This window comes from Streptomyces griseus, assembly GCF_001715295.1.
Taxonomy (GTDB): Bacteria; Actinomycetota; Actinomycetes; order Streptomycetales; family Streptomycetaceae; genus Streptomyces; species Streptomyces griseus_G.
Map to the genome: position 1 here is coordinate 21400 of NZ_MDKB01000004.1, position 14382 is coordinate 35781.

The 14382-nt window shown below is 73.0% G+C and carries 10 protein-coding genes; 5 read left to right on the plus strand and 5 right to left on the minus strand.

The window, feature by feature from the left end:
• Nucleotides 1-68: 68 nt before the first annotated feature.
• The 4 genes from BA175_RS21705 to BA175_RS21720 form a co-directional block, all read right to left on the minus strand.
• The gene (locus BA175_RS21705; protein WP_069173179.1) at nucleotides 69-1595 is read right to left on the minus strand and encodes a hypothetical protein; all 1527 of its coding nucleotides are present in this window, start codon (nucleotides 1593-1595) and stop codon (nucleotides 69-71) included.
• A 57-nt stretch (nucleotides 1596-1652) separates the two neighbouring features.
• Entirely contained in the window at nucleotides 1653-5264 is a 3612-nt protein-coding gene (locus BA175_RS21710; RefSeq protein ID WP_069173180.1) for a hydantoinase B/oxoprolinase family protein, read from the minus strand.
• 251 nt (nucleotides 5265-5515) lie between these two features.
• The gene (locus BA175_RS21715) at nucleotides 5516-6934 is read right to left on the minus strand and encodes a hypothetical protein (RefSeq protein ID WP_069173181.1); all 1419 of its coding nucleotides are present in this window, start codon (nucleotides 6932-6934) and stop codon (nucleotides 5516-5518) included.
• A gap of 238 nt (nucleotides 6935-7172) precedes the next feature.
• A complete protein-coding gene (locus BA175_RS21720; RefSeq protein ID WP_069173698.1) occupies nucleotides 7173-7565 on the minus strand; it encodes an ankyrin repeat domain-containing protein in 393 nt (130 codons plus the stop codon).
• A gap of 357 nt (nucleotides 7566-7922) precedes the next feature.
• On the opposite strand from BA175_RS21720, the gene BA175_RS21725 reads away from it, so the two are divergent.
• Nucleotides 7923-8117: a hypothetical protein gene (locus BA175_RS21725; RefSeq protein WP_014044751.1), complete on the plus strand. Its 195-nt coding sequence runs from the start codon at nucleotides 7923-7925 to the stop codon at nucleotides 8115-8117.
• A 37-nt stretch (nucleotides 8118-8154) separates the two neighbouring features.
• On the plus strand, nucleotides 8155-9762 hold the full coding sequence (locus BA175_RS21730) for a hypothetical protein (protein ID WP_069173182.1): 1608 nt from the start codon (nucleotides 8155-8157) through the stop codon (nucleotides 9760-9762).
• Nucleotides 9763-9774: 12 nt separating this feature from the next.
• On the opposite strand, the gene BA175_RS21735 is transcribed toward BA175_RS21730, so the two are convergent.
• Nucleotides 9775-11274 carry a PLP-dependent aminotransferase family protein gene (locus BA175_RS21735; protein ID WP_069173183.1) on the minus strand — a complete coding sequence of 500 codons (1500 nt, stop codon included), beginning with the start codon at nucleotides 11272-11274 and terminating at the stop codon, nucleotides 9775-9777.
• 101 nt (nucleotides 11275-11375) lie between these two features.
• Between BA175_RS21735 and BA175_RS21740 the strand changes: the two genes are divergently transcribed.
• The 3 genes from BA175_RS21740 to BA175_RS21750 are packed head-to-tail and all read left to right on the plus strand — an operon-like array spanning nucleotide 11376 to nucleotide 14259.
• Nucleotides 11376-12047 (plus strand): YczE/YyaS/YitT family protein, encoded by a 672-nt coding sequence (locus tag BA175_RS21740; protein WP_069173184.1) that lies wholly within the window; start codon nucleotides 11376-11378, stop codon nucleotides 12045-12047.
• 39 nt (nucleotides 12048-12086) lie between these two features.
• Complete coding sequence (locus tag BA175_RS21745; RefSeq protein ID WP_069173185.1) at nucleotides 12087-12851, plus strand: glycerophosphodiester phosphodiesterase family protein; 765 nt, start codon at nucleotides 12087-12089, stop codon at nucleotides 12849-12851.
• Nucleotides 12852-12894: 43 nt separating this feature from the next.
• A complete protein-coding gene (locus tag BA175_RS21750) occupies nucleotides 12895-14259 on the plus strand; it encodes an MFS transporter (protein ID WP_069173186.1) in 1365 nt (454 codons plus the stop codon).
• The last annotated feature ends 123 nt before the right edge of the window (nucleotides 14260-14382 follow it).

Sequence of the window (14382 nt, forward strand, 5' to 3'; positions counted from 1 at the left end):
CGGGGACTCCTCGGTACGGGTGGGGTGCTCGGGGTGCGGCGGGAAGGCGGTGGCCGGCCGGGGGGCCGTCACGAGGCGTCCTTCCGGTCCGCGGCCATGCCCGCGGCGTCCAGCAGTGCCGTGCCCACTATCAGGTCGGCCCCGCCGAACTCGGCGTCCTCGAGCGGGGTGCCGTCGTCGACGGCGAAGAGCAGCCGGCGCTCGCCCTGGCGGTAGGCGGTGCCGACCGGGGGGCTCGCCGCGTGCACCGCGAGCAGGGCGACGAGGTAGGGCAGGTCGGGGTCGCGGCGTCTGGCGTCGGCGAGGAGTCCGGAGAGCCTGCGGGGCGCGTCGTGCTCCAGGTCGAGGAGTTCCATGGCGTTCGCCAGCTGCTCCTCGCTGAACCTGCTGTCGTCGGGGGTGGCGACGAGGTCGGGTTCGGGCATCTCCGCGCCCAGGTGCTCGCGCTCCACCGGTGGCATGAGCAGCATGTCGACGAGGTCGCCGAGCCGGGCCGAGGAGGGGGTGCGCAGTCCTGTGCCGTGGGCGAAGAAGGCGTCGGTGGCCCGGCTGGCCTGTTCGAGGGGGAGCGGCAGCAGGGGTGCGAGGAGCTGTCCGTACAGGTCGGGTCCGCCGCGTGCCGTGGGGGCGGCGAACGCCTGCCGGTCCTGTTCGGCGCGGAAGAGCGGTCCGGCCTCCAGCAGCCTGGACTGGAGCTGGGTGTGGCGGCGGATGCAGTCCTTGACGATGTCGACGAGTTCGGCGGCGCGCCGCTTGTTCTCCGGCTCCCCGGCCTCGTCCCTGGCCTTGCGGATGTTGGTGAGGATCGCGTTCTCGTGGCGGTAGCGGTCGGCCACGTGGTCGAGCGCTTCGGCGATCATGTCGGGGACGGCGTGGAGCCAGTCGACGGCACGGACGTTGCGCCGGGTCGCCTCGAGCGTCCTGCGGAGCGTCTCGGCGTACTGCACGGTGCGGTAACGGGCCTGTTCGGCGGCGAGTTGGGCGTCGGCGAGGCGTCCCCGGCTGACGAGGACCTCCAGCTTCACCTCGGCGGCGATCTGTGCGCTGGTGACGTCCGTGTCCAGCGCGCCGACCAGGACGTTGACCGCCTCGTCGGTGGCCCGGAGATAGACGCTGCCGCCGTGGCCCGGTACTTCCTCGACCAGCTTGAAGTCGTAGTCCCTGCGGACGTAGACGCCGTCCGGTCCGAAGGTGCCGTACACCGCACGGAAGCCGCGGTCCACGCTGCCCACGTTGATCAGGTTCTCCAGCACCCAGCGGGCGACCCGTTCGTGCTCGGCGACGGGTCTGCCGGGCGCCTGGGCCGCCACCCGCGGGAGGAGTCTGGCCACTATCTGGTCGTGGTCGGCGCCGGTGTCGAAATCCATGGTGAGCGTGACCAGATCGATCGCCGCGAGGGCGACCTCGGCCATCGCGTAGACCGTGTACTCGCCGGCGAGATTCGCCTTGCGCACGTCGAGGTCGTGCAGCGGGGCGGTGCAGGCGAGCGCGCGCAGCCGACGCGAGAGCCCCTCGTCGGCGGCGGGGCCCGGGGCGGGCCGCGGTCCGGCGCTGAGCTGGGGCGGAGCCGTGTCGGTGTCGGCGGGCGAAGTCACGCTGCACAGATTAGGTCCTCGGACCGACAACGGTCGAAACGGCGCAGAAGCGACCGGCTACGGGGCCCCGTAGCCGCCCCCGCCCGGGGTGCGCAGCACCAGCACGTCCCCGGTGTCCAGTTCGGCGGTGTCGCAGCCGTTCAGGGGGGTGAGGGTCCCGTCGGCCCGCTCGATGTGCTGGTCCCCGAGGGCTCCGGGTCCGCCGCCCGCCATGCCGTACGGTGCCACCCGGCGGTGTCCGGAGAGCAGGGCGACGGTCACGGGTTCGAGGAAGCGGAGCCTGCGTTCGGCCCCGCACCCGCCGTGCCACCGGCCGGTTCCGCCGCTGCCCGCACGCACCCCGAAGCTCTCCAGCAGGACCGGGTACCGCCATTCCAGGATCTCGGGGTCGGTGAGCCGGGAGTTGGTCATATGGGTCTGCACGACGTCGGCGCCGTGGAATCCGTCACCGGCCCCGGATCCGCTCGCGACCGTCTCGTAGTACTGGACGCGCTCGTTGCCGAAGGTGAGGTTGTTCATCGTGCCCGATCCCTCCGCCTGGACGCCCAGAGCCGCGTAGAGGGCGCCGGTGACGGCCTGGGAGGTCTCCACGTTTCCCGCGACGGTCGCCGCGGGGTGGACGGGTGCCAGCATGGACCTCTCCGGGACGCGTACGTCCAGGGGCTTGAGACACCCGCTGTTGAGCGGGATGTCCTCGGCGACGAGCGTCCTGAAGACGTACAGCACGGCTGCCATGACGACGGATGTCGGGGCGTTGAAGTTGCCGGGTTGCTGCGGTGAGGTGCCGGTGAAGTCGAGGACGGCGCTGCGTGCGGCGCGGTCCACGGTCACCGCGACCTCGATGACCGCGCCGCTGTCGGTCCGGTAACGGCAGGTTCCGTCGTCGAGCCGGGCCACGATCCGGCGTACGGACTCCTCCGCGTTGTCCTGGACGTGGCCCATGTAGGCCTCGACGGCGTCCTGTCCGAACTGCCGGACCATGCGCCGAAGTTCCGCGATGCCCTTCTCGTTGGCCGCGATCTGGGCGCGCAGGTCGGCCAGGTTGGCGGCGGGGTCCCGCGAGGGGTACGCGGCGGTGGTGAGCAGTTCCAGGGTCTCGGCCTCGCGAAGCTCGCCGTCGCGTACCAGCAGCCAGTTGTCGAACAGCACGCCTTCCTCGTGGATCGTGCGGCTGAAGGCGGGCATGGATCCGGGGGTGATCCCGCCGATCTCGGCGTGGTGGCCGCGGGACGCCACCAGGAAGCGCAGCCGGCGCTGCCGTCCGTCCTCCGGTTCGTCGAACACGGGTGTCACGACGGTGACGTCGGGCAGGTGCGTGCCGCCGTGGTACGGGTCGTTGACGGCGTAGACGTCGCCGGGCCGCAGGGAGCCCGCGTTGCGCCGCAGCACCTCCCGGATGGACTCCCCCATCGACCCGAGGTGTACGGGGATGTGCGGGGCGTTGGCGACGAGGCTGCCGTCCGCGGCGAACAGCGCGCAGGAGAAGTCCAGCCGCTCCTTGATGTTGACGGAGTGGGCCGTGCTCTCCAGACGCACTCCCATCTGTTCGGCGATCGACATGAAGAGGTTGTTGAACACCTCGAGCAGGACGGGGTCGACCCGGGTGCCGACGGCGGTCCGTTCGGGGCGCGGGCTCACCCGGTCCAGCACGAGGTGCCCGGCAGGACCGGGGACGGCCCGCCACCCGGGGGCGACGATCGTGGTGGCGTCGTCCTCGGTGACGACGGCCGGGCCGGTCACGGTGTCCGAGGGGCGTAGGTCCCGGCGCCGGTACAGGCCGGATTCCTGCCATCGGCCCCCGATGTACATCCGCACGGTCCGGAGGGGGCGTGGCGTCGCGCCTCCGCCTGAGGGCTCGCCGGAAGGGTGGGGAGCGGGCGGCCCGGCCGTGCCGGTCGCCTCCACGGTGACCGCCTCCACCACGAGGGGCTTGCGCATCGTGAAGCCGTAGCGGGCCCGGTGGACGGACGTGAACGTCTCGGTCATGGCGGTGACCGTGTCCAGGTCGACGGGCAGGCCGGCGTCCGTGCCCGCGTAGCGCAGGATGACGCGTGACCGGGTGCCGATGGCCGTGTCGGGGATCCCGTCGGCACGGAGTTCGGCCCGGGTGCGCTTCGCCAGGTCGTCGCAGAGGGCGCCCACCTGGGTCCTGGTCTCCTGGCTCAGTTCGGCCTCGACGGACTGCTCGCGCATCGCGGTGGCGTCGGCGAGACCGATGCCGTACGCGGAGAGGACCCCGGCGAGCGGTGGTACGAGGACGGTGTCGACGCCCAGGGCGTCGGCGACCGCGCAGGCGTGCTGGCCGCCCGCCCCGCCGAAGCTCGTGAGCGCGTAGCGGGTGATGTCGTGGCCACGCTGGACGGAGATCTTCTTGACGGCGTTCGCCATGTTGAGGACGGCGATCTCCAGGAAGCCCGCGGCGACCTCCGCCGCGGTGCGGGGCTGCCCGGTGGCGGTTGCGACCTCGTGGGCCAGCTCCTCGAAGCCCTCCCGTACGACGTCCTCGTCCAGCGGGAGGTCGCCGTCCGGCCCGAAGACGGCGGGGAAATGGGCGGGACGGATCCGGCCGAGCATCACGTTCGCGTCGGTGACGGTGAGCGGTCCGCCCCGGCGGTAGCAGGCGGGGCCGGGGTCGGCGCCCGCGGAGTCGGGACCGACCTGGTAGCGCCGTCCGTCGAAGTGGAGGATCGACCCGCCGCCGGCGGCGACGGTGTGGATGCTCATCATGGGTGCGCGCATCCGCACGCCGGCCACCTGTGTCCCGAGCTCCCTCTCGAACTCGCCCGCGTAGTGGGACACGTCGGTGGAGGTGCCGCCCATGTCGAAGCCGATGACCCGGTCGTAGCCCGCCTGTTCGGACGTGCGCACCATGCCGACGACGCCCCCGGCGGGCCCGGAGAGCACCGCGTCCTTGCCGCGGAAGTGGGCGGCCTCCCGCAGTCCGCCGCTGGACTGCATGAACATCAGCCGGATGCCGCTCAGTTCGGCGGCCACCTCTTCGACGTACCGGCGCAGGATGGGGGAGAGGTAGGCGTCGACGACCGTGGTGTCGCCGCGCGGTACGAGCTTGATCAGCGGGCTGACCTCGTGCGAGCAGCTGACCTGGGTGAAGCCCGCGTCCCCGGCCTCCGCGGCGACGGCCTTCTCGTGGTCGGGGTGGCGGTAGCCGTGCATGAGGACGATCGCGGCGCTGCGGACACCCTCCCCCCGCACCTGTGCGAGCCGTTCCGCGACGGCGGCCCGGTCGAGGGGCCGCACGATCCGGCCGTTCGCGTCGATCCGTTCCGGGACCTCGATCACCCGGTCGTACACGGCCTCGGGGAGCAGGATGCGGCGGTCGAAGAGGTGCGGCCGGTTCTGGTACGCGATCCTCAGGGCGTCCCGGAAGCCTTCGGTGATGACAAGGACGGTCGGCTCGCCCCGCCGCTCCAGCAGGGCGTTGGTGGCGACGGTGGTGCCCATCTTGACTCCGGCGACCCGGTCGGCGGGCACCGGTTCGCGGGGCCCGAGGCCGAGCAGCAGCCGGATGCCGGCGACGGCGGCGTCGCGGTAGCGGTCAGGGTCGTGGGAGAGGAGTTTGCGGCTGACCAGGTGCCCGTCGGGGTCGCGTCCCACGACGTCGGTGAAGGTGCCGCCGCGGTCGATCCAGAACTCCCAGCGTCCGGTCATCCCCCCATTCTGGCGTGGACGGGCTCCCGCAGGAAGGACGTGTGCGCGAGGTCGGCGGGTGTGTTCGGGAAGCTCCGCTCGGCGGGCCGCCGGACGGGGGCGGCCCGCACCGCGCACCGACGCGGGAGGCACGCACGGTGACGCCCCCGCACCGCCGTGCCGCCGCCGGATCCCGGGCGTTCCGGCCGGGGGACGTCCGGCGGGCGTTCGTCCCGGGCCGGACTCCGCGGCGGAGGGGGCCGGGCCGGACGTCAGACGGCCGGGGCGTCCGGGCCGATCCTGCTGCGTACCGCCGTCTGCACCTCGGCCTCCTCGGCCGGGTCGGCGGCGAGCCGCCGCAGGCGCTCGGCGACCCGGACGTCCCCGGTCTCGGCATGGAGAGCGGCCAGCTCGCGAGTGGTCTCCTCGCAGTCCCAGAGGCACTCGACGGCGAAGCCGGTGGCGAAGGACGGGTCGGTGACGGCCAGGGCGCGGGCGGCCCGTCCGCGCAGGTGGGAGGAGGAGGTCTCCCGGTAGACGTGGCGCAGTACGGGCGCGGCGCAGGCGATGCCCAGCCGGCCGGTGCCGTCGACGAGGGTTCCCAGGCGTGCCGTGTCGGTGCCCTCGCCCCGGACGGCCTCGCGCAGGGCGGCGAGGACGAGCGGTGCGTCCTGCGCTCCGCCGCGGCAGGCCAGCACGCCGGCCGCCGACGCCCCGAGGGCGTCGGGCCGCCGGACCCAGCGCCGGGCCCGGCGCACCGCGTCCTCCCCGCACATGCGCTCGAACGCGGCCACGGCCGCGTCGGCGACGGTGCGCGACGGGCAGGCGACGGCCTGCTCGATCAGGTCGAGCACGGCGGGGTCCCGCACTCCGGCCAGGTAGTGCAGGGCCGCGGAGCGGGCACCGTCGGAGCCGCTGCGCGCGGCTTCAATGATCAGGGGGCGGTCCCCGGCCCCGGCGACGGCGGAGAGGCAGCGGGCCGCCGGTACGTGGAGCACGCTGCCCCGCTCCAGTCCCTCCTGGGCCCAGTCGAAGACCGCCCGGACACTCCAGCCGGGGCGCGGGCCGCCGGGCCGCATCTGCCGCTGCCATCGGTCGAAGGACCCCTGTTCCGTCGCGGCCCTGACACGGGCGCCGACCGACACCCGGGGGTCGTCGGCCCACAGCCGCCAGGGTCGCGGTTCGAAGGCGTCGCGTACCACGGCGGCCAGATCGGCCGCGCCCTGCGCCGTGGCGGGGAAACGGGCCAGTACGGGCTCGGCGAGTGAGCGCAGTCCGGCGTCGTCGTCGCGCAGGGCCAGCTCGTCCAGGGCCCAGGCCCAGTTCGCCCCTGTCGCCGCGTACCGCCGGAGGAGCCGGAGGGCGTCGTCGCGGCCGTAGGAGGCGAGGTGGCCGAGCACCGCGAGCGCGAGGCCCGTACGTGAGTCGTCGGTGTCGAGGGCGTCCTCGGGGTCCCACAGATGCCGCTCGATCTCCTCCGTGCCGCCGTCGAGATCGAGGTACAGGCGTGCGTAGTAGAGGGAGCGGTTCTCGACCTGCCAGTCGTGACGCGGATCGCTCAGTACGCAGTGGTTGAGGGCCGCGAGGGCCTCGGTACGGGGTGCGGCGAGCGCGTGGAGCGTGCCGTCGCCGCGGCCCCTCTGCAGCAGGCCGAGCAGGGTGCCGCTCGGCGCTATGAACGGATCGAACATGGGGAAAGCCTCACATCAAGCTGTCGACGCAACCGGGACTGTGCTGTTCCGAGTGCCGGGAGGGCACTATGCCGCGCAGCTACATGATCGGCCGACCGCCGTCTTCTGCTTGGTGCTCATCTTCCTCTGCCTCTCGTCGGTGGTCCTGAGCGGACCTGCGACGTCATGATGACCCAGCCATTTCGCCGACGCGACCACATTTACGGCGGACCGGTCAGCCGGCGCCGCGGAGCGCGTCTCAGCGGGTACCGAAGAGTTCCAGCAGGTCGCCCTTGCCGAACATCCGCGCGGTGTCCACGGCGGACGGTGTTCCCGCGGCCGGGTCGGCCCCTGCGGCGAGCAGCGCGTCGACCACCGTGCGCTCGCCCTTGAAGACGGCTCCGGCGAGCGGGGTCTGCCCCCGGTCGTTGGCCCGGTCGGGATCGGCGCCGCGGTCGGCGAGGGCACTGACGGCGGGCGCGTGCCCGTGGTAGGCGGCGAGCATCAGCAGCGAGTCGCCCCGGTCGTTGGTGAGGTTCACGGGCACACCCGCGTCGACGTAGGCGGCGAGCGCGTCGGTCTCGCCGCGGCGGGCCAGATCGAAGACCCTGGCCGCCAACTCGACCACCTCGGGGTCGAGGGCTTCGCCCACTTCGGGTCCGGGGGCTTCGCTCATCGCACGAACCGCCTTCCATGGCTGTGTGCCGCGGCCCGGCGTGATGACGGCCGGCCCACGGGCGCGTGGGGGGTACGGCAGGGAGGCCGTACGAGTGAATCGACAGGGTACTGCTCCGCGATCGACATGAGCCTGCCCGGCTCCGGCGCGGCACCATCATGTGGAATCTCACCTTCCGCCCACCACCCACCGCCCCGCGGCGTTTCCCCCCCTCCCAGCCGATCGGGTGAAATCACCCCGTGTTCACCCGCTTGCACCTTTTATCGTATAGATACATCTTGTGATGCTGGAAGTACTCATGGTGACTGTCCCCCTCAACCAGGAGAACCGCTCATGATCCTCTCCATCTCGGGCGTGGTACTGCTCGGCATCATCGTCTTCCTCTTCTTCAAGAAGGACGGGCTGAAGGCGTCCCACGCCCTCATCTGCGCCCTGTTCGGCTTCTACCTGGCCGGCACCGCCATCGCGCCGAGCATCACGGCCGGCGGGGCGAGCCTCGCCAGCATGCTGGGTGGGATCAAGTTCTGACGCTCCGCAACCGCTCCCACCCCTTCAGGAGACCGACGTGGCCCGGCGACCACTCCCCCGCATCCTGCGCAGCGGCAGCGCTTCGCTCACCCGTAGTCGAGAGAGGGCGCGCACGGCCGCCGACAGCGCCACCGACGTCCTGCATCCGCTGATCACGGTCATCCGCGGCCTGCGGCTGCTGGCCGGGGCGGGACGGCTGAAATGGGCCGCGACGCCCAAGGACCGGCGCGGGCACGCGCTGTTCCTCGGGGCGGCCTGCGTCCTCGTGGTGGCGCTCATCCCGTACGGGCCCCTGCTGGCCCTCGTCTCGGTGATGGGCGCCGCCGCGTGGAGGGGCCGCGAGCGCGCCCCGGTGAGGACCGGCCCCACCGAGGCGGAGGAGATCCGGCTCCGGGCGCTGTACGAGGCCCTGGTGCCGCACTTCTCCGTGTCCGACGACCCCGGTCCGCTGTTCTCCCACGGCGGCGACTGGGAGAAGGCCTTCGGCACGTCCTACGCGTTCGACGGGAACGGGCGCCTCACCCGGCTCGAGGTGAACTACCCCGCCTACTTCACGGACGGCGACCCCGCCTCGCGGGCCCGCGTCGAACAGGTGCTCCACGCCAAATCGGGCCGGGGCCGCGAATACCACTTCGCGTGGGACGAGGAGGGCAACCGGCTCGTCATGACGGTCCTGGACGCCCTCCCCACCACGATCGCCGCCCAGCGCTTCGTCACCTCGCCCGGTGAGACCGTGCTGGGCTTCACCGACGCCGACGCGGTCCGGCGCACCGTGCCCGTCCGGGCCGGCGACACCACGCGTGACGCCTCACCCGTGATCTGGCGCACCGGCGCCCGCTCCACCGAACCCCATCTGCTGGTCGCCGGGCACCCCGGCAGCGGCGCCACCACCCTGGTGCGCTCCCTCGCCCTCCAGGCCCTCCAGCACGGCGACGTCCTCGTCGTCGACGGGAGCGGCCACGGCGAGTACGGGTGCCTGACCGGGCGCGACGGCGTACTCGCCGTGGAGTGCGGCCTGGCCGGGACCCTGGCGACGCTCGAATGGGCCTCGCACGAGACCGAACGGCGGCTCATCGCGGCCAACCGCGCCCGCCAGGCCGGGCACCCCGAGCCCGAGGACATCAAGCGCCCGCTCTGGATCCTGCTGGACCGCCCGTGCGCGCTCGGGCACCTGGCGGCCGCCGACGGCCGACCCGATCCTCAGGAACTGCTCCAGGTCCCGCTGCTCCACGGGCGGGCCGCGGGGGTGACGGTCGTCGTCGCCGACCACGTGGACTGCCTCGACGCCCTCACGGACACCGTACGGACCCACACCCGGGCGCGGGCCGTCCTCGGCCCCGCGACCCGCGAGGAGGTCGAGGCCGTGGTGGGCGGCCGGCCGCCCACCACCCCGACCCCCGACGTCCCACCGGGCCGTGGCTACGCGCGGCTCGGCACCGGACCGGTCCTACGGCTCCAGGTCCCGGCCACCCCCGACCCGTACGACGACGCCACGAGCGAGGCGCACCGGCAGGCGGTGCTCGACCTGCTGCCCGGCGCGCCGCAGGTCGTGGAGCAGGAGGCACCGCAGGACGGCGTCGCCGCCGCGCCACCGCCCGTACGGGCGGACGCGCTGGTCTCGGCCCCGGCCGCCGCCGAGGGGTGAGGCGCCGGGGCCTCAGGCCACGAACGTCCGTGGCGTATCGGCTCCCGCGCCCGCCCCGGACCCGACCAGTTCGGCTGCCGCGGCCAGCCGCAGAGCGGCCTCCTCGGCCACCGGGCCGCCCACGGTGAAGGGCAGCCGCACATATCCCTCGAAGGCGCCGTCGACCCCGAACCGCGGCCCCGACGGAACCCGTACGCCGACGCGCTCCCCCGCCACGGCCAGCCGCGACCCGGAGAGGCCGCCGGTGCGCACCCAGAGGGTGAGACCGCCGTGCGGGACCTCGAACTCCCACTCCGGGAGCTCGCGCCGGACCGCGCGCACCAGGTCGTCCCTGTTCTGCCGGGCCTGCTCGCGCCGGACGGCCACGGCCTGTTCCCAGCCGCCGGTGCGCAGCAGCCAGTTGATGGCGAGCTGTTCCAGGACAGGTGTCCCCATGTCGGCGTAGGCGCGGGCGGCGACGAGGCTGCGGATGACGTCCGGCGCCGCCCGCACCCAGCCGATCCGCATGCCGGCCCAGAACGCCTTGCTCGCGGATCCGACGGTGAGGACCGTGCTGCCCGCCGGGTCGAACGCGCAGACCCTGCGTGGCATCCGGATCTCGTCGTCCAGGTACAGCTCGTGCATGGTCTCGTCGACGACCAGGACGGTTCCGGCGGAGCGCGCGGCCTCCACCAGGGCCCGGCGCCGCTCCTCGTCGGCCAGGGCACCGGTCGGGTTGTGGAAGTCCGCGACGACGTAGGCGAGGCGGGGCGCGGCGTCGCGCAGCACCTGGCGCCAGCGGTTCATGTCCCAGCCGCCGAGGCCCTCCTCCATCGCCACGGGCACGAGCCTGGCGCCCGCCTCGCGCATGAGCTGGAGGATGTTGGCGTAGCTCGGCGACTCCACGGCGATGCGCTCGCCTCGCCCGGCGAACAGATGGCAGATCGCGTCGATGGCGCCCATCGCCCCGGTGGTGACCATGATCTGTTCGGGCATGGTGGGGATGCCGCTCGCGGTGTAGCGGTCGGCGATCATCTGCCGCAGGGCGGGCAGCCCGGCAGGGTAGTCCCCATGGGTGTGCGCGTACGGCGGCAGTTCCTCCAGGGCTCCCTGGACGGCCCGGGTCAGCCAGGGCTCCGGGGCGGGCAGCGAGGCGCAGCCGAGGTCGATCATCGAGCCGAGCGACTCCGGCGGCAGGGGCTCCAGGCCGCGCGCGGGCAGCGGGTTGCCCGCCGGGACCGCCGTCCAGCTGCCGGCCCCGCGCCGCGACTCCAGGAAGCCCTCCGACCGCAGTGCCTCGTAGGCGGCGGCGACGGTGGTGCGGCTGAGCGACAGGGCGAGCGCGAGCTCCCGTTCGGCGGGGAGCCGGGCGGCGACCGGTACGCGGCCCTCCAGGACGAGCAGGCGCACCCCGTCGGCGAGCGCACGGTAGGCGGGCGGCTTGCGGCTGCCCGGGGCCGTGGGCCGGGGCTGCTGGGCCCGGAGCTGGCGGGCGAGCTGTCCCGCACCGACGGTCGAGGTCCACTGCGCCATGGAAATCAGTCCACCTTCCTCGGATTGGCCATAGTTGTATGCCAATCCCCCGCCACAGAGTGACATGCGGCAGTCCACCACCACCACACAGGGAGCACCACTTGTCCGACACCACCGCCCGGAGCGGGACCCGTCTCACCCGGCGGCTGACCTTTCTGTACGCGGGTCTGGCCCTGTACGGGGCGAGTTCGGCGCTCCTGGTGCGTGCCGGCCTCGGACTCGAACCGTGGGGTGTGCTGCACCAGGGCCTCGCCCTGCGGACCGGGGTGTCCATCGGCGTCGTCTCGATAGCCGTCGGCGCGGTGGTGCTGCTCCTGTGGATCCCCCTCAGGCAGCGCCCCGGGCTCGGGACCGTCTCCAACGTCTTCGCCGTCGGCATCTCGATGGACGGCACGCTCGCCGTCGTACCCGAGGTGCAGGGGCTCTGGGCGCAGATACCGGTCATGGCCGCGGGCATCGTCCTGAACGGTGTCGCCACGGGCCTGTACATCTCGGCCCGTTTCGGCCCGGGGCCGCGCGACGGGCTGATGACCGGTCTGCACCGGGTCACCGGGCGCTCGATCAGGCTGGTGCGCACGGCGATCGAGGTGGCCGTCGTGGTGACCGGGTTCGCCCTCGGCGGCTCGCTCGGCGCCGGCACCGTGCTCTACGCCCTGGCGATCGGGCCGCTCGCCCAGTTCTTCCTGCGCGTCTTCGCCGTCCCCGCGCCGGACGACCGGACCCCGGACGGCCCCGTACCGGGCGGCAGTGCTCCGGAGCACGTCACTCCCTGACGTTGCCGGCCGCTCACCCGGAGGGGCGATACTTCCGCCGTGACTTCTGGACGCCATCCTTACCTGGACCACCCCTCGCCCCTCGCCTTCGCCCACCGCGGCGGGGCGGCGGACGGGAGGGAGAACACGGCAGCCGCCTTCCGGCGCGCGGCCGGCGCGGGCTACCGGTACTTCGAGACCGATGTGCACACCACGTCGGACGGCCGCCTGGTCGCGTTCCACGACGCGACCCTGGACCGCGTGACGGACTCCCGGGGCCGGATAGCCGATCTGCCCTGGAGCGAGGTGAGCCGGGCGAGGGTGGCCGGCAGCGAACCGCTGGCGCTCTTCGAGGAGTTGCTGGAGGAGTTCCCCGAGGCCCGCTGGAACGTGGACCTCAAGGCCGGCTCCGCGCTGGTCCCGCTCGTCGAGCTGATCCGCAGGACCGACGCCTGGGACCGGGTGTGCGTGGGCTCGTTCTCGGAGACACGGGTCGCCCGCGCGCACCGCCTCGCGGGTCCGCGGCTGGCCACTTCGTACGGGGTGCGCGGGGTGCTGGGCCTGCGGCTGCGCTCGTACGGCATACCGGCGGCGCTGCGCGTGGGAGCGGTGTGCGCCCAGGTCCCGGAGACGCAGAACGGCATCCGCGTGGTCGACCGCGCCTTCGTGCGCACCGCGCACGCACGCGGCCTGCAGGTCCACGTCTGGACCGTGAACGAACCGGAACGGATGGCGGCCCTCCTGGACCTCGGGGTGGATGGCATCATGACCGATCACATCGAGGCGCTGCGCACGGTGCTGAGCGAGCGGGGCGCCTGGTCCTGACGCCGGGCCCGCCGCGCCCGCAGGGGACGAGCGAGGGGGCGCGGTGAGCACGGGTACTGCGGAGACGGCCGATCCGGAACAGCGGCCGGCGGAGGAGGCCGGCCGGAAGAGGGAGCAACGGGGCTGGTACTTCTACGACTTCGCCTGCTCCGTCTACTCCACCAGCGTGCTCACGGTCTTCCTCGGGCCCTACCTCACGTCGATAGCCAAGGCCGCCGCCGACGCGGACGGCTACGTGCATCCGCTGGGGATACCCGTGCGGGCGGGATCGCTCTTCCCGTACGCCGTGTCCGTCTCCGTGGTGGTGGCGGTCCTGCTGATGCCGCTGGCGGGCGCCGCCGCGGACCGTACGGGGCGCAAGAAGCCGCTGCTCGCGGCTGCCGCGTACACCGGCGCGACGGCGACGGCGTGCATGTTCTTCCTGGACGGGCAGCGCTATCTGCTGGGCGCCTTCCTGCTCGTCGTGGCGAACGCGTCGATCTCCGTGTCGATGGTGCTGTACAACGCCTACCTGCCGCAGATCGCCACCCCCCAGGAGCGGGACGCGGTCTCCTCGCGTGGCTGGGCCTTCGGATACACCTCGGGCGCGCTCGTCCTCGTCCTGAACCTGGTCCTCTACACGGGCCACGACTCCTTCGGCCTCTCGGAGTCCGACGCGGTCCGCGTCTGCCTCGCCTCGGCGGGCGTGTGGTGGGGCGCGTTCACCCTCGTGCCGTTGCGCAGGCTGCGCGACCGCCGGGTCGCTCCCGGCGGTGAGGGCGCGGTGGGCTCGGGCTGGCGCCAGTTGGCGGCGACCTTGCGCGACATGCGCCACCACCCGCTGACGCTCTCGTTCCTGCTCGCCTACCTGGTCTACAACGACGGCATCCAGACGGTGATCTCCCAGGCCTCGGTGTACGGCTCGGAGGAGCTCGGTCTCGACCAGACGACCCTCATCACGGCGGTGCTGCTCGTGCAGGTGCTCGCGGTGGCCGGGGCCCTCGGCATGGGACGGCTCGCCCGGCTGTACGGCGCGAAGCGTACGATTCTCGGCTCGCTGGCCGTCTGGACGCTGATCCTGGCCGCCGCCTACGTGCTGCCGGCCGGCGCGCCGGTGTTCTTCTACACGCTGGCGGCCGCGATCGGCCTGGTGCTGGGCGGCAGCCAGGCGCTCTCCCGCTCCCTGTTCTCGCACCTGGTGCCGCGGGGGAAGGAGGCGGAGTACTTCTCGGCGTACGAGATGAGCGACCGGGGACTCAGCTGGCTGGGCCCGCTGGTGTTCGGTCTGGGCTACCAGCTCACCGGCAGCTACCGGGACGCCATCCTGTCCCTGGTGATCTTCTTCGCGCTCGGTTCCGTGCTCCTGGCGCGGGTGCCCGTCCGGGCCGCCGTGGCCGCCGCGGGCAATCCCGTGCCGGACAGAATTTAGACGTTGAAGTGAAAGGCCGGTAGTGTACGTCTTTGGCCTGCCCGGAGGACCGTTACTGCCAGGGGGAAGAAGCTGAACCGCTGGGTGACAACTTCGACCAGAGGTGACAAACCGGGCACCGAT

Excerpts from the sequence above, each read along its gene's own strand:
- BA175_RS21725 (WP_014044751.1), top strand. The coding sequence starts at position 7,923 with ATGATCCTCTCCATCTCGGGCGTGGTACTGCTCGGCATCATCGTCTTC.
- BA175_RS21710 (WP_069173180.1), bottom strand. The coding sequence starts at position 5,264 with ATGACCGGACGCTGGGAGTTCTGGATCGACCGCGGCGGCACCTTCACC.
- BA175_RS21735 (WP_069173183.1), bottom strand. The coding sequence starts at position 11,274 with ATGGCGCAGTGGACCTCGACCGTCGGTGCGGGACAGCTCGCCCGCCAG.
- BA175_RS21715 (WP_069173181.1), bottom strand. The coding sequence starts at position 6,934 with ATGTTCGATCCGTTCATAGCGCCGAGCGGCACCCTGCTCGGCCTGCTG.